The following is a 19,632-nucleotide window of genomic DNA, read 5'->3' on the forward strand; positions in this document are numbered from 1 at the left end:
GTTAGAAATCTGAAACAGTATTTGTAAGTAATTGATTTTAACATATTGAAAATTGAATATTGGAGGTTAAAGTGGTATGATTTTAATATCATGCAGGAGGAGATGAGTAATGTATTTGAATATACTTGGAACTATTTTAACAACGATTGATGAAACAACATTTCAAAACGCGGCGATGAGCCCAAAAGATTGGCTCACAACCTTGGTTCCAGCATTTATAACTCTGCTTGGATTTGTTATTACATATTTTTCTTTACGAAAAAGCTTCAAGGATGAAATTAGGAAACAAAAAACAAACATAGCACTAGATAAAATGTCAACAATTCCTTTTGAGACACTTGACTTATATGAAAAAATAACGACTCCTATTAGAGTTAATAAGCAAATAGCAGAGATAGAGGGGAAAAGAAATATTTCAAAAGGCGACCAAGTCAGAATTCAGAAATTAAAAACTGAAAAGAGGGAAGCAGAGGATTCGCTTTATGATAAGATGACGAATTTGTATAATACGATTTATGCTTATGGTAGCATAGAGTCTATAAAAATTGTTTCATCAATGCAAAAAATCAATTATGGATTAAATATAGATGCCTCAAGCGAGGAGAGATTTATTATCATAGCTCATATGATTTTATTAGCATCACAAGTCAAAAAAGATGTAACAAATATTACGGTGAACCCAAAGCAATGGTTTGAAATGAAGATAACAGATTACGAAGAAAAGAGAAAATTATTTGACCCATTAGTTAATAAAGTTGTCGATGATCTTGGTCTTGATGATGGCTTTAAAATATTATCGTAGCGTAAATACCAACCGTCAATGAATTTGATACGCTATCCCTAGATAGGGCACTGAAATACCTAGCATTCTATTCTAATGAAACCTTGCAGTTCTACAGGAATATTCACCTTAATTAGAAACTTAATAAAACCGCAATATTTATGAAAACGTCTGCAACCTTTTCTATTATAATCTAAGCGGAAAGGAGGAGGCTGCATTGAATGGCAATTTAGAAAATATTGTAACTGTAATTCGTTATATTGAAGAGCATCTGACCGAGAAGATGAACCTGGACTTGATCGCCGGTGCAGTGGGATATTCGAAATACCATCTGCACCGGATGTTTTTGAGTACGGTGGGATTATCCATCCATGATTATGTAAAGCGGAGGCAGTTGACAGAGGCAGCGAAACTGCTTGTGTTTTCGGATAAGCCGATTCTGGAAATTTCTCTGCTGGCAGGGTATGAGAGTCAGCAGGCGTTCACAAACATTTTCCGTCAGATGTACAAAAAGTCACCGAATGAGTATCGGATGGAAGAAGAATTTTACCCTCTGCAGCTTAGATTTGAATTGGAAAAATATATGGAACAAGTGTTTTCATGGGATAACCGTAATGACATGAAGGAAAAGATCTGTTTTGCAAAAGAGGAGGATATTCCACTTTGGATGGATCTGGTCTGTCTGATTGTTGACGGTTATCCCCATCTGGATGAGAAGGAATACAGGAAAGTACTGAGAGACTGTATCCAAGAGAAAAGGGCTCTGATTCTTAAGAGGGATGGCCTTGCGGCAGCTGTCATGATACTCAATTATGATACAGGCTGCATCGATTTTTTCGGTGTTCATCCACTTTTCAGGAAAAATGGAATTGCAAAGCTGTTTCTGGATAAGGTGATGAATGAACTGCTGCCGGATACGGAGATTTCCATTACGACTTTCCGGGAGGGGGATAAGGCGGATACAGGTTATCGGAAAGCATATCAGGCACTTGGTTTTGCAGAAGCGGAGTTATTGGTTGAATTCGGGTATCCGACCCAGCGGATGGTACTGACACCAGATCAGCAGATGGTGCCTGCACCAACAGGAGGGCAGACGGATGAGTAAGACCGGAAGGATGGCGAATCCGCTAGATCAGGATTTTACACTTTTCTCCCTGCTTAAGTTTGCTTTTCCTACGATAGCCATGATGCTTTTTATGGGCTGTTATACGATTATCGATACAATCTTTATTTCTAGGTTCGTGAATACAAACGCATTGTCAGCAGTGAATATCGTATGTCCTGTCATCAATCTTATTGTCGGACTGGGAACGATGCTAGCAACAGGAGGGAGTGCGCTTGTTGCCAGAAAGATGGGAGAGGGAAAGAGAGACAGGGCAAAGCAGGATTTTACCCTGATTGTCCTATTTGGTTTTGTTTTGGGACTTCTGATTACTGTTCTTGGAGTCTGCTTTTTAGATGAAATTATCTGGCGGCTGGGAGCGAGTGAGATTCTATTTCCATATTGCAGAGATTATCTGCTTATCATCTTTCTGTTTACTCCTGCCAGTATGTTACAGGTGCTATTTCAGAACCTGATCGTTACTGCGGGAAAACCTGGATTTGGTCTGGTCCTGTCTGTGGGAGCGGGAATCGTCAATATTTTACTGGATTATCTTTTTATGGTTCCTTTTGGTTTGGGAGTTAAGGGAGCTGCACTGGGAACAGGCATCGGATATCTGATTCCTGCAGTTGCAGGTCTATTGTTTTTTATCGGCAGGAAAAGTATATTGTCATTTAAAAGACCCGTTCTGGATTTTTCTGTACTAAGGAAAAGCTGTGGGAATGGTGCATCGGAAATGGTAAGCCAGATTTCAACAGCGGTGACAACATTTTTCTTTAACCGAACGATGCTGCAATTGATGGGAGAGAAGGGCGTGGCGGCGATCACAATTCTCATCTACAGCCAGTTCCTGCTGACCACGTTGTACATTGGCTTTTCCATGGGGATCGCGCCTGTCATCAGTTTTCATTATGGAGCGAATCACACCATACGGTTGAAAAGAATCTTTAAAAACGCACTAGGATTTGTGGTGGTCAGTTCCATTTTAGTTTTTCTGATTTCTACAATAGGGAATGAACAGTTAGTGATGTTGTTTACGGGAAGCAATACAGATGTGTATGAGATTACGACGCAGGGATTTCGAATCTTCGCATTCAGCTTTCTATGTTCCGGGATCAATATATTTTCCTCTGCTGCTTTTACTGCATTGTCCAATGGAAAAGTATCGGCTGTTATCTCATTTCTCAGGACATTTGCTTTCATTATGCTGGGACTTATAGTACTGCCGTGTATGATGGGGGTGAATGGCGTATGGCTGGCGGTGCCAGCTGCTGAACTGCTCACACTTGGTGTGGTGTTATTTCTGATAGAACGGAATAAAGATCATTATAAATATGTGAGGGAAAATAAGTGAGACCGTTTTAGTTTGACTTTTCATTCTGATGAGGTATAATGAAAACATATGTTGCAAAACGAATGATTTTAGTTGGCTGACGAGACGTAGAGAGGAGATTTTATGAGAGTAAGCAGCAATGCATTTGAAGAGGGCGGATGGATTCCTAAAAGGTATACGGGAAGAGGGGAAGATATTTCACCCGCCCTGCATATTGAAGATATCCCAAATCAGACAAAGTCGTTTATCATTACCCTGGACGATGCTTCTCATCCAATATTTCCAAATTATAACCATTGGATTATTTGGAATATTCCAGTATGCAGTGATATCCCAGAGTCGGTTCCCAAAGGGGAGGTAGTTTCAGAACTATCAGGGGCAATTCAGGGGATTGCTTATGGACGGCATTGCTATCGGGGACCAAAACCTCCCTTAAAGACAACACACAATTATACCTTTACCATCTATGCATTATGTGATCTGATAGATTTACCAGCTGCATCTACAAAAAAGGAGGTGCTGAAACAGGCATCAAACCTGATACTGGATCAGGCTTCTTTGACAGGGAAGTTCCAAAGCCACAGGAATGAGAGTGAAGATGCAGGATAAAAAGAAACAAACAAAGTCAAGACATTTTCACTCTATCATGATAAACTTAGAAGAGAAGCATTTTATGTAATGAGACCCAGGAGGTGAACCGGGTGGAAAGCTGGGAACAAATTAACGCCGTTCAGCGGATGCAAAGCTATATAGAGGCACATTTGTAGGAACCAATTACGCTGCACTCCCTCGCAGAAAGTGCGGGCTATTCGCCCTGGCATTGTGCAAAAATCTTCAAGGAGCTGACCGGCAAGGCTCCCTTCGAATATATCCGTATGTATCGGCTTTCAAAAGCGGCTATGGAGCTACGGGACAGGGATTTAAAGGTTGTTGATGTAGCGATGGATTTTGTCTTTGACAGCCATGAGGGGTTTACCAGAGCCTTTCGCAGGCAATTCGGAATCAGCCCGAATGAGTATAAAAAGCACACACCGCCAATTTACCTTTTCCACCCGTGGTCTATCAGGTAATATTATTATTGGCTTAGAGAGGAACAGGAGGAGATGCCTCCAGTCTCAAAGGATTTTTATGTGCAGGTGCGTAATTTTCCTAAACGGAAACTACTGTTAAAACGTGGTGTGGCCGGAAACGATTATTTCACTTACAGCGAGGAGGTCGGCTGTGATGTATGGGGATTACTATGCAGCATCAAGGAGGCGCTGTATGAACCGGTTGGCCTATGGCTGCCTGATTCGTTATGTCTGCCGGGTACTTCACGCTATGCACAAGGCGTTGAGGTTCCGGATGACTATTCGGGTGTGATACCGGAAGGGTTCGACCTCATGGACCTGCCCGAATGTAAAATGATGATGTTCCAGACTGCACCTTATGATGATCTGCACTTTGAAGAGGTGATCATGAATTTATCTGAGGTCATAGACAACTATGATCCGACGCCGTTCGGATATGGGTGGGATGATGAAATAGCTCCCCGTTTTCAGTTAGATCCACAGGGATGGCGGGGGTATATCGAAGCCCGGCCTGTGAAGGAAGTTTTGCTTGCCGATATTTATTATGAGAACCAGGGGTGATGATTTGAAAGACAGCAGGCTATTTAAAATAGTGTACTATATTCTGGATAAAAAGCATGTTACCGCGCCCGAATTAGCAGAAAAATTCGAGGTGTCTGTGCGGACCATATACCGTGATATAGATGTAATCAGCAGTGCAGGTATTCCAATTTATGTGACAACAGGCAGGAACGGCGGAATTGAAATATTAGATGATTATGTGTTAGAACAATCCTTTTTCTCCGACAAGGAGAAAAAGGATATTTTATCTGCGCTGCAGAGTGTATCGGTTGTAAACAGCAGTTACGAAAGGGAAATGCTGACAAAGTTATCTGCTCTTTTTCAGATTCCTTCGGATGATTGGTTTGAGGTGGATTTTTCACGCTGGGGAAATGCTTCGCAGGACAACACTACCTTTGAATTATTGAAAAACGCGGTTATTTCACATAAGGCGGTATCCATTCTATATGTAAATTCCAATGGTGAAAAAAGCAGGAGAAAGATCTATCCAATCAAAATGATGTTCAAAAGCAAAGAATGGTATCTGAAGGCATATTGTGTGGAAAAGTCTGACTTTCGTATTTTTAAATGTAACCGTATGGTCAGGCTGGAACTGTTGGACGAGGAATTTGCACCGCTTCATTATCCTGATGAGGAAGAAACCCGGCAAAGCGGGGAATGCCAGCAGCATACATCCAATGCAGAAGGATGGCCGGGCAGGCTCACTCCTATGGTGCTTCGGTTTCCGAAAGAATGCGCATATCGGGTCTATGATGAATTTGAAGCGGACTCCATAAAAGAACAGGATAACGGGGATCTTCTTGTTTCCGTAACTATGAGAGAAGATCAGTGGCTGATTGGATATCTCTTATCCTTTGGAACGCAGGTTACAATACTGGAACCTGTCCACTTAAAAGAAGCGATTGCAAGGCATGCGAAATTAATCTATGAAAAAAATAAAGAATGACATTAGAAAAGGAACTGCTCTGCTCATACAAGGCGGAACCAATGGAGGGTTTGTTTCGTGAAAATGTATGCGGACAAGTAAATTTTCCCATATTGATTTTTTCAGGAGCAACCTTGCCTTACGAGGTGATACCCTCCGCGGTGCCACCCTTGTTCTACAGCCGAGTCTCCTTCTTCAGACAATATAACGCCCAACTAAAACTTCCGACTCCCAGAAGGAGGAACAGGACGGCCACGGGTGCCACCGTCCGGAAATCAATTGTTCCATAAAAAATAACAGAACGCAGGGCATTAATGACATGGGTAAATGGATTCAGGTAGATGATCGTTTTGAGTATTCCTTGAAGTCCGTCTGCCGGGAACAGCGCGGAACTTAGAAAGAATATCGGGAGCACGATGGCGTTCATAACTGTTTCATACAGTACTTCATTGGGGAGGACCAGGCTGACACTGTAGGAAATTCCAGCCATAAAAAAAGCCGTCAGCGCCACAAGCAGGACCATGAGCAGGAGGCTCGGGAAATTCGGAAGAACATTTACAAAAAACAGAAGACTGATTACGGTCATGATTCCCACTTCGACAAAAGTACAGCAGACCGCCTCCAGAAGCTGTCCTAATACAATGGAACTCCTGCGGACCGGCGCGATCAGAACCCGGTAAAAACTGCCGTCAGCTTTCATCAGATAGTTCATGATACCGTTGCTGCTGCTGGCTGAAAAACTGACCAGCACAATCAGACCAGGGAAGATAAAGGCTGTGTAATTCTCAATCCCCGTCCCTGCCATGGTTCCCTCTGCCACTGTGCTGTAAAGCACCAGCCACAAAAGAGGCTGTAAAATTGTGATTACGATGGTAAAAGCATTATGGAAGCGCCATTTGACGTTCCGGTAAAAAATAGTAGCTGTGCTCATTTCTCTTCCCCCATTTCCTTTTTCTTAGTCAGGCGTAAAAACACATCCTCCAGAGTAGGCTGCACAATCTGGATGCCGTAAAATGGGATGTGTGCTTCTAACAGAAATCCTGCTGTACGCTCCAGATCGGAACGTACATCTTCGGTATTCATCATGATATCCGTATTCCTCACCGTCATCTGAGATGCCGGGAAAACAGACTGCAGAAATACCATCTGTTTTTCTGCCTCCGCTTTCGTTGGAAAGAGAATCCGGAGGGCATCCTGCCGGATGAAAGAGCGCAGTTCTTCCGGTGTTCCCTGGGTCACTTCCTTTCCATCTTTCATAATGCAGACTGTATTGCTCAGGATATCTGCTTCCTCCAAATAATGCGTGGTTAGAAAGATGGTGGTACCAAAATCATTCCGTATCTTTTTCAGCATATCCCACATAGCCATACGCGACTGGATATCCATACCTACTGTTGGCTCATCAAGAAACAAAATCTCTGGGGCTGACATCATATTGAGCGCAATGTCAAGCCGCCTTTTGATGCCTCCGGAGTAGGAGGATACTGGGTATTTTCTGTAGCTTTGTAGGCCGAAATCCTGAATCAGCTTTTCCATTCTCAGTTTCGCCTGAGTTTTTGGAATCCGGTACAGGCGGCTCTGGAACATCATATTTTCTTCCAGCGACAGGTAGGTATCAATGGAAGTTTGCTGGCCCACGCAGGCAATTTTCGGACGGATCCTGGCCGCCTTCATGGAGAGATTTTTTCCAAGTATTTGTACTAGGCCCAAATCCGGCTTTAGATAAGTGGTGAGTATGCGGATCAGAGTGGATTTTCCCGCACCATTTTGTCCTAGCAGAGAAAAGATTTCCCCTTTCCTGACATTTAAACTGACGTGATCCAGTGCCCGTACACCGTTTTTATATGTTTTTGAGACGTCCTGTGCCTGTATTGCATACATGTTATTCCTCCTCGATAGGAAATTGTATTTCCGTAATATATTTATCGGGATTCCCTTTCAGGAACATTCCCGGCCCCTTGATGTAGACCTCGCGGAAGGGAAACTCTAATTTCAGCCCGTGTTCCAGTGCATACTTGTCGAGTGCATCATAGGCCGCCGGCAGCGTTTCATAGGAGCCTGTATGTGTTACGCAGAGAGCCCTGATGCGCGGCATCTCTTTTATTTCCACGCCGTTTCCATTCGGAGTCTGAGCTGTGGGGACACATAGTTCCATCTCACCGTTTTTTGTCTCAGGGTCCATGGACAGGTAACTGAAAAAGGGCGCCCCGTCCGCTTTCCCTCTGATCGCTTTAAAAACATTGGGAAACACCTGATTGGCTTTGGCAGTACTTCCCCGGTATTTCATATATGCGACCCGCAGAGGCTCCACATCTCTGACCTCAATTTGATATTCCATAATGTTAAATCTCCTTTTCTTTTTTACTGCGATCCATACCTCGGAATGCCCTGCAGAAGGTTTTTCGGTATCAGCCGGATAGACCTCGATATCCGGCAGCTGCGCATAGGTATAGCCTGAGAGTGGAAGCCACTCTGTATAAAAACGGCGGAAAATCCCCTGCACGCTTTCTTTAAAAGGACCGTCGTTTTCAAAAACTGCCCAGACTGCCGCCGGGATGACGCATTCATGCATGCCTTTCGGGACAGGTCCTTTTGATGCCGCCGCAATATAGTAATAAAAATCCTGGGGACCATGGTAGACACTCACCCCCAGTATCCCCTCAGGGGCCTGATCAGATATCGAGCAGATTTCCCGGACCTTCCCTTCGGCAAATGCTCTCTGGCAGAAAACCGGGACTTCCATTTGGTTTTTTTCCATATCCTCACACAGAGGCATTCGTATTCCCACGATTCTTATCTTTTCTTTCTCTTCCACATGAAATGACATAGCAGTACCTCCTGTAACTGTAAGCGAAAATTTAACCGCCGGGTAGGCGTTCAATGTGCTGCCTGCATTCCTGGCGGCGGCAGGGCTTATTCCATGCACGGCCTGAAAAGCCCGGTTAAAGGACGACGGGGACGCATAGCCGTATTTCAGTGCAATGTCGATCACCTTCTGATCCGTTCTTTGAAGCTCGAAAGCAGCCTGTGTCATTCTGCGGCGCCGAATGTATTCTGACAGGGAAAGCCCGGTGATACAGGCAAACTTCCGTTTAAAATAAAATGGGGAATAGCAGGCAATGCGGGCCGCCTCATCCAGAGAAATCTCCTTGTCCAGATTTTCTTCAATATAATCAATGGCCTTGCTTAAACTTTGCAGCCATTCCATGGAATCACCTCCTTACTCACTCAGTATATCGGACGGAATTCTATATTTCTTCTCTTTTTGTGTTCTCTTTTGTCAACTCTTTGCTATGGGACATCTGTCATCCGTGTCCTATGTCTCTAATGCTGTCAAACTTGCGGGATTCTCATTATGGAAGATAGCGTATATATTTTACTTTAGCGCCGAAACATAATGTGTTATGATAAGCCTTATATAGTTAGAATTTGAGGAGTTTATGATGACAGAATTATTTGATGTATTTCCATATTTAGAAAACGATAAAGTAATTATAAGAAAAATGGACATGAGCGATGTTGCAGCGTTGTCAGAGATTAGCAATAACGACAATGTTTATAAGTATATATCACCGTTTTTATATAAGAAAAGTATTAAAATGTTAGAGACTGCAATCAAAAATTTGGGTGGAAGAGATTTTGAGAAGAAAAGGCTAATAATTGCAGGAATCTACTTAAAGGATAATCCTAATAGGCTTGTGGGTTTAGCAGAAATGTTCGACTACAGAAAGAGAGCAAACACAATAACGGTAGGTTATCGATTAAATGAGGATTATTGGAATAAAAAAATTGCGTCAAATGCTTTGAATCTAATGATGGAATATTTAGTAAATGAAATTGGAATTACAACACTTAACGCATTTGTTATGCCAGAAAATATATATTCATCAAAAGTATTATTGAACAATGGATTTGTTAAAGAAAATTATACTTCACAAGAAAAGAATTGGGGAGGTAAAGAAATTGTGTCTGTCGATGTATATACATATAGAAAAATGTAGATTACTCCCAGTTTCACGAACTGGACAAATATTATATGTATGTTTTTAGGTATGATATTGGGGCCGATTTCACTTAAGCATTTCGCTGTTATGAGTGGTATTGGAACACTTGGGAAAAATAGTATATTACTCAATCCGGTGTATGGAAATTTACTGACATTGGGGGCAATTCTTTTTGACCTTGAGCTACAGCCGGATATACTGTCTGAAAGCATTTATTTCTGATACAATTGCGGTGACGAATTATTTACGAAATCGCTTTGGCAAAGAAAAATATATGTTATGGGTCATTCTTGGGGGTGCTCACTGTACAACAGCAACCAGAGCTTTTCTATGCCTATATAGGTATTGGGCAGGTGGCACAACAAGATAGGTCAGAACGCTTGGCTTATACTTATATGTTAGAGGAATTTTGCAAGAGAAACTAAAGTTACAAATCCCAGTTTGTACGGATGAAATTTTGTAGTTATTGAGGTAGAAAATATGGCATATGAACCGAACTTAGATGAGTTGATGTTTTTTAATGAAAAACCAGTTGCACTTGAGTTGTATGAAACTTTGGCTGATAAGCTCTTTGCTCAGTTACCGAATATCGGTATGAGAGTGCAAAAGACGCAAATCACTTTTACAAACCCAAAGGTTTTTGCCTGCATTTCATTTGCAAAAGTGAGAAAAGCGAAAGAACGTCCAAAAGAATATATCGTGGTTACATTAGGCTTGGATAAGCAAGTGCAATCATCCAGAATTGATATTGCTACAGAACCTTACCCCGGTAGATGGACACATCATATCCTAATAGAACATCCTGAGGAAATTGATGATGAATTAATGGATTGGTTTCGGAAAGCGTATCATTTTGCACGAGTCAAGTAGAGGGCAATAACCATCGCTCAGTTTTGATTGTAGAAGGGAGAATCAGATTATGTGGGTATGTCCAAAATGTGGACGTTCATTTAAGAATACGAATCAATCACATTATTGTGGCGAGAAGCCGAAAACAATAGATGAATATATTTCCGTTCAGGATAAAGAACAACAGGTGTATTTGGTACAGGTACGAAAGGCAATTCATGAAGCCATTCCGGAAGCAGAAGAAAAAATTTCCTGGGGTATGCCGACTTTCTGGAAACAGCATAATATCATTCATTTTGCTGCAAACAAAAAGCATATCGGTATCTATGCTGGCATACAGGCAGTGATTGAGTTTGCAGAACAGCTGTCATCATATAGAACCAGTAAGGGGACGATTCAGATTCCCTACGAAGAACCGATGCCTCTGGAGTTGATTGCGCAGATAGCATTATGGTGTTATGAAACCGGTAATCATCCGTAAATGTTATTGAAGGAAGAATTGAATTTAGGCAGGTGGTAAAATGGAAGTCTATAAATATAAAACTCGAATATGTCTTGTTCCTGTACTCACTACTGAAAACAGAATCGTAACTTCCGGTTTGTGGCTAGAAAATCCCAGTTTTTCTGACTGGAAAATTTAAAAATTGGAGGGCTGTATATGTATGAAAGAATCCTTGTCTGTCAGGTGGAAATGGGGGAAGAGCATGATAGGAGTATATTTTAGCGGAACAGGAAACTCAAAGTTTTGTATAGAGAAATTTGTACAAGAGTATGATGCGGGAGCAGCCGTATTTTCCATTGAAAGCGAAGATCTTTCGGGGAAAATCGGACAGCATGAAGATATTGTATTTGCATACCCGGTGCAATATAGCAACATACCCAAAATAGTGAGAGATTATATTATCAATCACCAAAATATTTGGAAAGGAAAGCGGATCTTCGTAATTGCCACGATGGGTTTGTTCAGCGGTGACGGCGCGGGTATGTTAGCTCGCTTGTTGGAAAAATATGGCGCACACATTATTGGTGGACTGCACCTCAAAATGCCAGACTGTATCGGTGATGAAAAAGTATTAAAGCGACCGTTGGAAACAAACAAAAGGCTTGTGGCAAATGCGGAAAATAAAATAAAAGCCGCTGTACGAGAATGGCGAAATGAAAATCCACCACAGGAGGGAATTGGATTTTTCTATCATTTAGCCGGTCTGTTTGGACAGAGATTATATTTTTCCAACAAGACACGGCACTATTCGAATAAATTGAAGATTGATGCACAAAAATGCATTGGCTGTGGTAAGTGCGTTGCTCTATGTCCTATGAAAAATATTGATCTAAGAAACCAGGTTGCGGTAGCAGATAGCCGATGCACCATGTGCTACCGCTGCGTTAGCAATTGCCCCAAACAGGCAATCACGCTATTAGGAAAACAGGTTGTTGAGCAGTGCAGGATTGAAAATTATCTATAAATCAAATTCCAGTTGTTGTGGCCGAAAATATATATCCAGAGGACATCACAAAATAAAAGATTATTCCACAGCTCCGCTATATGGAATAAAGCAGGAATTTCACCAGGGATTCCAGAATTTCTGTATCAATCAATTCCAATGAATCTCTGTCCGAATGGAGTACGCTGTCCACTAAATCGAAGATTCCACTGGAAGTAACAGAGATTGCCGGAACTCCGGAAAAAGAAAACAATGTATGGTCCCCCTGAGGCCACGGATCAATTTGCTCAAACCCCTCGATTTCTGCGGCTAACTTAGAGAGGTTGTTTATTAGCTTTTCAGAACATTCATAAAACGAGTATGCAAGAGCCTGCCCTTTTACGCCAACTCCATCAATATTAAATGCGCAGACATAATCTGCAGGAGTTGAGAGGTAAGATGCAAGATATGCCATCTCTCCCGGATTCGAATAGTAGTCCTCACCATTAAAGAGGACAAATTCGATTTGATAGGGCAGCTCCCTGTCGGACAGCTCCTCCGCCAGCGCAAGCAGTACAGCTACGCCGGAAGCATTGTCCAAGGCACCGGGAGTTGCTGGTTTGGTGTCAATATGGGCTGACATGCAAATCTTATGTTTGCCTTTTCCATGAGTAGCAAGTACATTGGCGGCCCTCGCCGGACGTCTTTTTGTGTTCAGTGACAGTGTGGCAGAAAGTCCGCTGGAAAGCAGTGGTAAAATTCCAGGGAGAACCATTGCGCACGGGATTTCAAAATCTCCGTCTTCGATGATTGGTACAAAGCATTCAGGTGAGAGACTGACCGTGAGCACCGCTTGTGCCCCACCGCGTTCCAACAATGCAATTGTTTCTTTGTGCTCCTCGGGATTCCAGAAAATAAAACTTTTTGGCATAAGCGGTTCTGCTGCTAAAGCATCACAAAGCAGAACAATTTTTCCTGAAATTGGTGTAATACGCAATTCCTCCAGAGTATGAATGCAAACGAGTTCTCCCTGTACATTGCAAGGAAGCGAATAAGGAGCTGGTGCAGTCAAAATGTCCTGCCCTTCAATAGTAAGAGTACCACCGCCTTCTGACCAGTCCATGCAGTCAAATTCCTGTTTTAGGACATTCAGTCCGGCACGCTTAAATTCTTCACAGACATATTCTACCGCCGCCTGATTCGCCTTAGAACCCGTTGGGCGTGCACCAATTTCATTACAAAGTACATTTAGGTGCTGCTCAATCCTTTTTCTGATTTCCATTGTATTTCCTCCTGTTTTTTGTTTGTTTTCTGAGTTACTAATATAAAGATAACAGAAGGAGTACCCATGTACTTGACTTTCCTTGTGATATGACAGAATTCTTAAAAACGCAGATCGTGACATCTATCATCTGTATCTTGACTTTTCACACTTAAATAGTATAATTAAAACATATGTTGCAAAATGAATGTTTTAGTATTTTGAGAGGGAGAATCATATATATATGCCGCGGAAAGCAAAGCTTTCAAGGGATGAAATAGTGGAAGCCGCACTGGAACTTGTAAAGACAGATGGAACAAAAATAAATAAGTGGAAGACAGAGTGTAAGTGATCTGGAACCTGTCCGCCTGAAAGAAACGATTGCAAGGCAGGTGAAATGAATCTATGAAAAAAATAAACCCTGACAGATGATGTCATCCTTTTGATGTTATAATCACAGGTAGAGTTGAATTTTATAAAATAGTGGTTTTCAAGGCGTTGAGCCGGAAAAACAGAAAGTGCAGAGGAGATTGGATGATGGAGCTTATAAGAATCACACATGAAAATCTGGAAAAGGAACACATTTGCTGTGCCATTGCAAATAATAAAGACTGCCAGGTGCTTTCCAAAAAAGCATGGCTGGAAGGCCGGTTAGACGAAGGGCTTGTTTTCCTGAAAGGGAATGTCCGGGGAAAATGTTTCATTGAGTACATTCCTGCTGAATGCGCATGGGCGCCAGTTGCGGCAGACGGTTATATGTATATTGACTGCCTTTGGGTATCCGGGCAGTTTAAAGGACACGGGTATTCCACACTTCTTCTGGATGAATGTATCAGAGACAGCAAAGAGAAAGGGAAAAAAGGCCTTGTTATCTTATCATCCAGAAAGAAAATGGGTTTTCTTGCAGATTATAAATTTCTGAATTACAAAGGATTTGAAACGGCGGACACAGCAAGCCCCTATTTTGAGCTGATGTATCTGCCATTTGATAAAGATGCTGAAAAACCCTGTTTCCGTTCTTCTGTGAAGGATACAATACAACAGGATATGGGCAGTGGGTTTACACTGTACTATACCAGCCAGTGCCCATTTACAGCAAAGTATGTTCCCCTTCTGGAAGATGCGGCTAAGAGGAGAAATGCCCCATTTCAGGCAGTTCATATTACTACGCGGGAACAGGCTCAGAATGCCCCTGTTCCATTTACGACATTTGGGCTGTTTTATCATGATGAATTTATTACACACGAAATACAATCCGAAAAGAAATTTGAAAAAATACTGACTGAGAGAGGATTTTAATCTTTAAATAGGCTGGTTTGGGTGACAGAGAGACTTACCGTGATGGAAGGAAAAATTATGGAAATATTTGAGGCACCAATTTACAAGGATGATATCGGCAGAAGAACCTTTCTTGAAATCCCGTTTGATGCAAGGGAGCGATTTTGTAAACCGAAGGGCACAATCTATGTAAGCGGAACAATCAATGGCACCCCGTACCGCGGTAAATTATTATCCCGCGGAGGCGGAAAGTTTCTTATGGGCTTAGATAAGGCGTTACAAAAGTCCATTGATTTTGACGGACGGATCATGAACGCGCATGTCACCATGTCCGCCGAGGAGCTGGAACCTGCCGGTAGGAAACAGGAAGAGCCTGTTGCTGTCAGCAGCGGAATGGATGTACTGATGGCAATAAAAACGCGGCAAAGCATACGTAAGTTTACCTCAAGATCCGTCGGGGACGATATGGTTACGACAATGCTTTGCTGTGGAATGTATGCACCAACGGCAAAAAATAAGCGGCCCTGCCATTTCATCGTCATAAGGAACAGACAGCTTCTGGCAGAGCTTGCCTCACAGAACTCACAAGCGACTATGCTTGAATCCGCCGCTGGTGCTATCGTCATATGTGGCGATAAGAATATAGAGGGAATGAAAGAGTTTTTGTATGCGGACTGTGCTGCTGCCACACAGAACATCCTGCTTGGTATTCATGGCCTTGGGCTGGGAGGCGTTTGGTGCGGAGTGGCATTAAACTCTGATTGGCGGAAGCGAATGATTGCTGCGTTAGAGCTTCCCTCTAAACTGGAACCCGTTGCGGTGATCGCATTCGGCTGGCCTGATGAGGAAAAGGAATTACGGGACCGCTGGGAACCGGAAAAGATCCATTATGATAAGTGGTAACGATTTGCAGGAAAATGGTCTTGTTGGGAGCGCATGCGGAAAAAGCACAGAATTTGGCAGGTAGAAAAAGCCCTGTTTATCGAAAGGACACTATAATGAAAATAGAAACAGAGCGCCTTAATATCATTGCGCTTACTCCAGATCAACTTCAATTATGGACGTATAGCATAAAAGAACTTGAAGAAGAGCTGTTCTGTTCATACAAGGCGGAACCAATGGAGGGCTTGTTTCGTGAAATTGTATGCGGACAAGTAAAAAAAGCTCAAAAAGACCCTGACAATTATCTATGGCACACGTTTTGGTTTATCGTTAAGAAATCGGATCATTGCGTGGTTGGGGCAATTGATTTTAAAGACGTTCCTAACCGTGACGGAGAAGTTGAAATTGGCTATGGTCTGGGGCGTGATTTTGAGCATAACGGTTATATGACTGAAGCGGTGCAGGCATTTTGTAATTGGGCATTACAACAAAACAGAGTAAAGCATATTATTGCTGAAACAGATATTGATGGCGTGTCATCGCAAAAGATTTTAATAAGATGCGGTTTCGAAGAATATGAGAGAAATGATACTGTATGGTGGCGGCTGTAAACTCCGGTTCATAGTACGGATAAATTTGAAGTTTGAAGGAGAATATTGTGTTACTTAATATAGAAGATACCTTTGAATTATTGTTTGATAAAAATAATAATGTTGCATATAAGGCCTTACAGGAATTGCAAAAAGAAAGTAAAGAAACAGATTGTGTCTATCCCTATATGGATAGATTAAGTGATATGCTTGACAGTGATAATTCTTATATCCGTACAAGAGGGCTTACACTACTTGCCTATAATGCAAAATGGGATAAAGATTATAAAATTGATGAAATCATTGATACATATTTGCAGCACATAACAGATGTTAAACCCATTACGGCAAGACAGTGTATTAAGCTGCTCCCGATGATTGCAAAGTATAAGCCAGAATTAAAAAATGACATTCTTTCTGCACTTCAAAAGGCAGATATAACTGTTTATGACGATAGTATGCAACCTTTAGTTTATAAGGATATTCAAAAAGCATTGAAAGAAATACAAAAATGATGAAAATACAAATTCCAGTTTCTAGGATTGGACAAATTTGAGCTTGGAGGAAAGAAATGAAAAAAATAATTGCATATTGTGGTTTAATATGTTCAGAATGCCCTGTGTATATTGCAACTCAAACAGGAAATGAGGAACTGAAAGAACAGTTAGCAAGGGACTATTCAACAGATACCTGTAAATTTGAAAAAAATGATATGACTTGTACGGGTTGTCATTCTATAAATGGAGTAAATGAAAAGATGTGTGTGGATTGTCCAATGCGAAAATGCGGTATGGAGAAAAAGGTTTCTCATTGTGCGGAATGTAATGATTATCCATGTCAATATATAGAAGACTATGTGCCAATAGAAAGCGATAATCGAAAGGTTTTAGAAGAATTAGCTAAACAATCTAAGGAAAGTGATTGCAGATAAAAATAGGTATTTATTTCAAAGTCTGAGCATGCAAAACGGATGCCCGGCTGCCATTGAAGTGGAAAGGAGACCTGCCATGTTGGATATGATACCTGGTACAGAGGAAATGACGGCTTTACTCGGACAATCTTTATATGATGTATGGAATCAGTTATGTGCTGCCATTGATGAAAATTATGATATGGAATGTCTGTGGAATAAAGGGGGTAAAGCATGGACTTACGAATATAAATACCGCCGGGGTGGTAAAACGCTTTGCGCCTTGTATGCAAGAGAAGGTTGTGTAGGCTTTATGGTTATTTTGGGAAAAGACGAACGGTCAAAATTTGAGGCAGAGAGAGAAACCTTTTCAAAAGAAGTGCAGAAAATCTATGATGAAGCCAAAACCTACCATGATGGAAAATGGGTTATGTTTGAGCCAGTGGATAATTCTTCGTTTGACGATTTTATTCGACTGCTGAGAATCAAAAGAAAACCAAATAAAAAATAGCGGATAGGGTGAACTTAAGAGCGAAAGGACAGGTGGTTAGAGATGAAAGATATTCTTGCATTTCTTGGGGCGAATGTGGATGGTAAGACACTGTTTACAAAGGAATTAGTCTATAAACTGGAAAATGATGCGCTTCAAGGTGTCTATTCTGATCAGATTTCCTTTTCTAACCTCAAGCATTCTCAAAGTGGGTTTCAATTAGATATGTTCATTGTATCTAATGAGAAGATATGGCTTATGGGAGCTGATGGTCAACGGGAGGAATTACGGAAAGACTTTAGCGGTGTATCCTTATTTCGTTTCGAGTTGGCAAAGCGAAAAAGTACAAATGCCATGACAGGATCTTTCCGATTGATATCTGCTTCTGGGAAAAATGTAGCAGCGGAGGCTGTAATAAGTGGTATTTATGATATTCGTTTTGAAAATAAAGTATTAAAGCTTATGGAAGATCAGGTGCTGTATAGGGATCAGCCGGTACAAGGCGGACGTTTCAAGCCTGTTGCATTCCAATCGGAACACCGTTTTTATTGTAAAGATGGGAAATTACACTATGAATACGATGGAAAGAGCTTTGACGTGGATGCAAAAACAATGCGGCGTATTGAGAGCCCCGATCTCTTTCCACCGTTTTTATCAGTGGAAAAGTAGGCTGCAAGATGGAGTATTTATGGACTGGCGTTGTGAAAGATGGTATTTCATCTATGCATCTGAAAAAGATATGGATTTGAGAAGAAGTTATCAGGAAGACGAGAACGTAACAGAAATCAGAATTTAGAGGAAATGAAAATATGATAACGGGATATTACTGCACCAATATTTTTTCTAAGCAAGCAAATGAACTTATCGCCTTTTATAGAGAGGTATTAGGAATACCCTTTATTAAGACAGATATGGACGAATCAAATGGGGTTTATCTTGGCTTTATAGAAAACGCCCCTACTCTTTGTATATGGGATTGTAAAATATTCGACGCACAACCGACAGGACATCAATCATTTGTTTTTCAAACAGATAATCTCGATTTAACAATGGAATGTTTGAAGAAAAAAGGGGTTACCCTGTCCGAAGCCATTAGATATGATTGGGGTACTTATGAGGTTCGCTTAAACGATATTGACGGAAACGAGATAGTGATAGTTGAGTTTACTAAATAACTAAATCCTAGTTACCAGGAAGGCGAAAAGTATCAGAAATCAGAATTGGGAGGGACAATGTATGGGTGATTTTATAGCAGATTTTATAGCAGGCATTATTGAGTTAATAACAAAACCTTGGGTAGATAAGATGAACAAGAAATGGAGAACCAGAAAAAAGTAACTTCCAGATTGTCGGGTAGAAAAAATAGAATTTAAAAATGTGAGGGAAAATTTATTTTGAAAAAAAGCAACAGAATAGTGCTAAAAGAATTGCTTTCCATTATCATTTGCCTAACAATAATTCAACTTCTTTTTATTGGAATCAAGCAAGGGGTGTTTTGCTTTTATCCTGAAACACTTTATTCAAGAAGTATGGTTATGATGTTCACTATGATAGTATGTCTGGTAATCATGATTATCTATTGTAGACGGAGAAAGTGTAGTTACAATTTTTTCCCTAAGGTATTTGGATACTTATATATTATCATCACAATAATTGCGGTTATTTTTTATGTAGTAACATTGTTTTGGGTTAAAACATTTTCCTTTGAGAATAGTTTAATATTTTTTTATGGAAGTATTGTAACTCCGGTTTTTGAGGAATTACTATTTAGGGGCATTATATGGACAAAAGTGAATGAATGTATTAATAAAGAATGGAAAACTTATTTGGTGGTAACAGTGTTATTTGCCTTATGGCATATTGGATATGCGGTAGGTATTTATTTATGGAGTGGCGGGAACTTGTTTATCTGTATTGTTATGAAAGTAATATTTGGCGCAGGGTTTGGCTTGATTATGGGAGCGATAAGATGTAAAACAAAAAACTGCTATTTGGGTATACTTGTCCATGGAATATTAAATATATTTGGATAGAATAAAACTCCAGTTTATCAAACTGGACAAATCTTGCTAATGTTTGTCAACCCTTTTTTTGATTTTTTCAGAAGAAAAAAGAGTAACCTTAATAAATCTACCATATTGTAGATTTGAAAAAAGAAGTATAGAATTAAGA

24 protein-coding genes are annotated in these 19,632 nt (G+C 41.0%); 20 read left to right on the forward strand and 4 right to left on the reverse strand.

Annotation, left to right across the window (positions count from 1 at the left end; translation table 11 throughout):
* Window positions 1-109: 109 nt before the first annotated feature.
* The 7 genes from HGO97_RS11370 to HGO97_RS11395 all read left to right on the forward strand — a co-directional run bounded on the left by HGO97_RS11370 (window position 110) and on the right by HGO97_RS11395 (window position 5,793).
* Window positions 110-802, forward strand: coding sequence for a hypothetical protein (locus HGO97_RS11370; protein ID WP_216241719.1), 693 nt, complete (start codon window positions 110-112; stop codon window positions 800-802).
* A gap of 196 nt (window positions 803-998) precedes the next feature.
* Window positions 999-1,886 carry a GNAT family N-acetyltransferase gene (locus HGO97_RS11375; protein ID WP_216241723.1) on the forward strand — a complete coding sequence of 296 codons (888 nt, stop codon included), beginning with the start codon at window positions 999-1,001 and terminating at the stop codon, window positions 1,884-1,886.
* Window positions 1,879-3,237: an MATE family efflux transporter gene (locus HGO97_RS11380; RefSeq protein WP_246597410.1), complete on the forward strand. Its 1,359-nt coding sequence runs from the start codon at window positions 1,879-1,881 to the stop codon at window positions 3,235-3,237. Before HGO97_RS11375 ends, HGO97_RS11380 begins: the two co-directional genes overlap by 8 nt.
* Before the next feature lie 102 nt (window positions 3,238-3,339).
* Window positions 3,340-3,825 carry a YbhB/YbcL family Raf kinase inhibitor-like protein gene (locus tag HGO97_RS11385; protein ID WP_216241726.1) on the forward strand — a complete coding sequence of 162 codons (486 nt, stop codon included), beginning with the start codon at window positions 3,340-3,342 and terminating at the stop codon, window positions 3,823-3,825.
* 170 nt (window positions 3,826-3,995) lie between these two features.
* Window positions 3,996-4,286 (forward strand): helix-turn-helix transcriptional regulator, encoded by a 291-nt coding sequence (locus HGO97_RS24205; protein WP_330654248.1) that lies wholly within the window; start codon window positions 3,996-3,998, stop codon window positions 4,284-4,286.
* Between the two features lie 60 nt (window positions 4,287-4,346).
* A complete protein-coding gene (locus HGO97_RS24210) occupies window positions 4,347-4,847 on the forward strand; it encodes a hypothetical protein (protein WP_330654244.1) in 501 nt (166 codons plus the stop codon).
* Entirely contained in the window at window positions 4,831-5,793 is a 963-nt protein-coding gene (locus tag HGO97_RS11395) for a helix-turn-helix transcriptional regulator (protein WP_330654245.1), read from the forward strand. The genes HGO97_RS24210 and HGO97_RS11395 overlap by 17 nt, the downstream gene beginning before the upstream one ends.
* Before the next feature lie 154 nt (window positions 5,794-5,947).
* On the opposite strand, the gene HGO97_RS11400 is transcribed toward HGO97_RS11395, so the two are convergent.
* The 3 genes from HGO97_RS11400 to HGO97_RS23770 are packed head-to-tail and all read right to left on the reverse strand — an operon-like array spanning window position 5,948 to window position 8,980.
* Window positions 5,948-6,703 carry an ABC transporter permease gene (locus HGO97_RS11400; RefSeq protein ID WP_216241729.1) on the reverse strand — a complete coding sequence of 252 codons (756 nt, stop codon included), beginning with the start codon at window positions 6,701-6,703 and terminating at the stop codon, window positions 5,948-5,950.
* Window positions 6,700-7,653 carry an ABC transporter ATP-binding protein gene (locus HGO97_RS11405; protein ID WP_216241731.1) on the reverse strand — a complete coding sequence of 318 codons (954 nt, stop codon included), beginning with the start codon at window positions 7,651-7,653 and terminating at the stop codon, window positions 6,700-6,702. The genes HGO97_RS11400 and HGO97_RS11405 overlap by 4 nt, the downstream gene beginning before the upstream one ends.
* 1 nt (window position 7,654) lies before the next feature.
* Window positions 7,655-8,980, reverse strand: coding sequence for a GyrI-like domain-containing protein (locus HGO97_RS23770; protein WP_246597411.1), 1,326 nt, complete (start codon window positions 8,978-8,980; stop codon window positions 7,655-7,657).
* Between the two features lie 232 nt (window positions 8,981-9,212).
* Between HGO97_RS23770 and HGO97_RS11420 the strand changes: the two genes are divergently transcribed.
* The 4 genes from HGO97_RS11420 to HGO97_RS11435 all read left to right on the forward strand — a co-directional run bounded on the left by HGO97_RS11420 (window position 9,213) and on the right by HGO97_RS11435 (window position 12,091).
* Window positions 9,213-9,773 (forward strand): GNAT family N-acetyltransferase, encoded by a 561-nt coding sequence (locus HGO97_RS11420; RefSeq protein WP_246597412.1) that lies wholly within the window; start codon window positions 9,213-9,215, stop codon window positions 9,771-9,773.
* A gap of 483 nt (window positions 9,774-10,256) precedes the next feature.
* Window positions 10,257-10,646: a DUF5655 domain-containing protein gene (locus tag HGO97_RS11425; protein WP_216241733.1), complete on the forward strand. Its 390-nt coding sequence runs from the start codon at window positions 10,257-10,259 to the stop codon at window positions 10,644-10,646.
* Between the two features lie 49 nt (window positions 10,647-10,695).
* Window positions 10,696-11,106: an iron chaperone gene (locus tag HGO97_RS11430; RefSeq protein WP_216241736.1), complete on the forward strand. Its 411-nt coding sequence runs from the start codon at window positions 10,696-10,698 to the stop codon at window positions 11,104-11,106.
* Between the two features lie 223 nt (window positions 11,107-11,329).
* Entirely contained in the window at window positions 11,330-12,091 is a 762-nt protein-coding gene (locus HGO97_RS11435) for an EFR1 family ferrodoxin (protein WP_216241739.1), read from the forward strand.
* A gap of 76 nt (window positions 12,092-12,167) precedes the next feature.
* Here HGO97_RS11435 and HGO97_RS11440 read toward each other — a convergent pair whose 3' ends face one another.
* A complete protein-coding gene (locus tag HGO97_RS11440) occupies window positions 12,168-13,331 on the reverse strand; it encodes a M28 family metallopeptidase (RefSeq protein WP_216241742.1) in 1,164 nt (387 codons plus the stop codon).
* Between the two features lie 516 nt (window positions 13,332-13,847).
* Here HGO97_RS11440 and HGO97_RS11445 point away from each other — a divergent pair.
* From HGO97_RS11445 to HGO97_RS11485, 9 genes are all read left to right on the forward strand, one after another.
* Window positions 13,848-14,609, forward strand: a complete 762-nt coding sequence (locus HGO97_RS11445; RefSeq protein WP_216241783.1) for an N-acetyltransferase — start codon at window positions 13,848-13,850, stop codon at window positions 14,607-14,609.
* Window positions 14,610-14,666: 57 nt separating this feature from the next.
* Complete coding sequence (locus tag HGO97_RS11450) at window positions 14,667-15,491, forward strand: nitroreductase family protein (protein ID WP_216241745.1); 825 nt, start codon at window positions 14,667-14,669, stop codon at window positions 15,489-15,491.
* Between the two features lie 95 nt (window positions 15,492-15,586).
* Window positions 15,587-16,081 (forward strand): GNAT family N-acetyltransferase, encoded by a 495-nt coding sequence (locus HGO97_RS11455; RefSeq protein ID WP_216241747.1) that lies wholly within the window; start codon window positions 15,587-15,589, stop codon window positions 16,079-16,081.
* Window positions 16,082-16,128: 47 nt separating this feature from the next.
* On the forward strand, window positions 16,129-16,575 hold the full coding sequence (locus HGO97_RS11460; RefSeq protein WP_216241749.1) for a SufBD protein: 447 nt from the start codon (window positions 16,129-16,131) through the stop codon (window positions 16,573-16,575).
* A gap of 56 nt (window positions 16,576-16,631) precedes the next feature.
* Window positions 16,632-16,991, forward strand: a complete 360-nt coding sequence (locus tag HGO97_RS11465) for a DUF3795 domain-containing protein (RefSeq protein WP_216241751.1) — start codon at window positions 16,632-16,634, stop codon at window positions 16,989-16,991.
* Window positions 16,992-17,067: 76 nt separating this feature from the next.
* Entirely contained in the window at window positions 17,068-17,481 is a 414-nt protein-coding gene (locus tag HGO97_RS11470) for a DUF3788 domain-containing protein (protein ID WP_216241785.1), read from the forward strand.
* A 42-nt stretch (window positions 17,482-17,523) separates the two neighbouring features.
* Window positions 17,524-18,129: a hypothetical protein gene (locus HGO97_RS11475; protein ID WP_168866738.1), complete on the forward strand. Its 606-nt coding sequence runs from the start codon at window positions 17,524-17,526 to the stop codon at window positions 18,127-18,129.
* A 140-nt stretch (window positions 18,130-18,269) separates the two neighbouring features.
* Window positions 18,270-18,635: a VOC family protein gene (locus HGO97_RS11480; RefSeq protein ID WP_168866739.1), complete on the forward strand. Its 366-nt coding sequence runs from the start codon at window positions 18,270-18,272 to the stop codon at window positions 18,633-18,635.
* Window positions 18,636-18,854: 219 nt separating this feature from the next.
* Window positions 18,855-19,493: a CPBP family intramembrane glutamic endopeptidase gene (locus tag HGO97_RS11485; protein ID WP_216241754.1), complete on the forward strand. Its 639-nt coding sequence runs from the start codon at window positions 18,855-18,857 to the stop codon at window positions 19,491-19,493.
* Window positions 19,494-19,632: the final 139 nt, after the last annotated feature.

Source organism: Faecalicatena faecalis (genome assembly GCF_012524165.2).
Taxonomy (GTDB): domain Bacteria; phylum Bacillota; class Clostridia; order Lachnospirales; family Lachnospiraceae; genus Faecalicatena_A; species Faecalicatena_A faecalis.

Excerpts from the sequence above, each read along its gene's own strand:
- HGO97_RS11455 (WP_216241747.1), top strand. The coding sequence starts at position 15,587 with ATGAAAATAGAAACAGAGCGCCTTAATATCATTGCGCTTACTCCAGAT.
- HGO97_RS11480 (WP_168866739.1), top strand. The coding sequence starts at position 18,270 with ATGATAACGGGATATTACTGCACCAATATTTTTTCTAAGCAAGCAAAT.
- HGO97_RS11385 (WP_216241726.1), top strand. The coding sequence starts at position 3,340 with ATGAGAGTAAGCAGCAATGCATTTGAAGAGGGCGGATGGATTCCTAAA.
- HGO97_RS11430 (WP_216241736.1), top strand. The coding sequence starts at position 10,696 with ATGTGGGTATGTCCAAAATGTGGACGTTCATTTAAGAATACGAATCAA.
- HGO97_RS11395 (WP_330654245.1), top strand. The coding sequence starts at position 4,831 with ATGAGAACCAGGGGTGATGATTTGAAAGACAGCAGGCTATTTAAAATA.
- HGO97_RS11425 (WP_216241733.1), top strand. The coding sequence starts at position 10,257 with ATGGCATATGAACCGAACTTAGATGAGTTGATGTTTTTTAATGAAAAA.
- HGO97_RS11435 (WP_216241739.1), top strand. The coding sequence starts at position 11,330 with ATGATAGGAGTATATTTTAGCGGAACAGGAAACTCAAAGTTTTGTATA.
- HGO97_RS11475 (WP_168866738.1), top strand. The coding sequence starts at position 17,524 with ATGAAAGATATTCTTGCATTTCTTGGGGCGAATGTGGATGGTAAGACA.
- HGO97_RS11450 (WP_216241745.1), top strand. The coding sequence starts at position 14,667 with ATGGAAATATTTGAGGCACCAATTTACAAGGATGATATCGGCAGAAGA.
- HGO97_RS11400 (WP_216241729.1), bottom strand. The coding sequence starts at position 6,703 with ATGAGCACAGCTACTATTTTTTACCGGAACGTCAAATGGCGCTTCCAT.
- HGO97_RS11440 (WP_216241742.1), bottom strand. The coding sequence starts at position 13,331 with ATGGAAATCAGAAAAAGGATTGAGCAGCACCTAAATGTACTTTGTAAT.
- HGO97_RS11370 (WP_216241719.1), top strand. The coding sequence starts at position 110 with ATGTATTTGAATATACTTGGAACTATTTTAACAACGATTGATGAAACA.
- HGO97_RS11470 (WP_216241785.1), top strand. The coding sequence starts at position 17,068 with ATGTTGGATATGATACCTGGTACAGAGGAAATGACGGCTTTACTCGGA.
- HGO97_RS11405 (WP_216241731.1), bottom strand. The coding sequence starts at position 7,653 with ATGTATGCAATACAGGCACAGGACGTCTCAAAAACATATAAAAACGGT.
- HGO97_RS11380 (WP_246597410.1), top strand. The coding sequence starts at position 1,879 with ATGAGTAAGACCGGAAGGATGGCGAATCCGCTAGATCAGGATTTTACA.
- HGO97_RS23770 (WP_246597411.1), bottom strand. The coding sequence starts at position 8,980 with ATGGAATGGCTGCAAAGTTTAAGCAAGGCCATTGATTATATTGAAGAA.
- HGO97_RS11420 (WP_246597412.1), top strand. The coding sequence starts at position 9,213 with ATGATGACAGAATTATTTGATGTATTTCCATATTTAGAAAACGATAAA.
- HGO97_RS11445 (WP_216241783.1), top strand. The coding sequence starts at position 13,848 with ATGGAGCTTATAAGAATCACACATGAAAATCTGGAAAAGGAACACATT.
- HGO97_RS11465 (WP_216241751.1), top strand. The coding sequence starts at position 16,632 with ATGAAAAAAATAATTGCATATTGTGGTTTAATATGTTCAGAATGCCCT.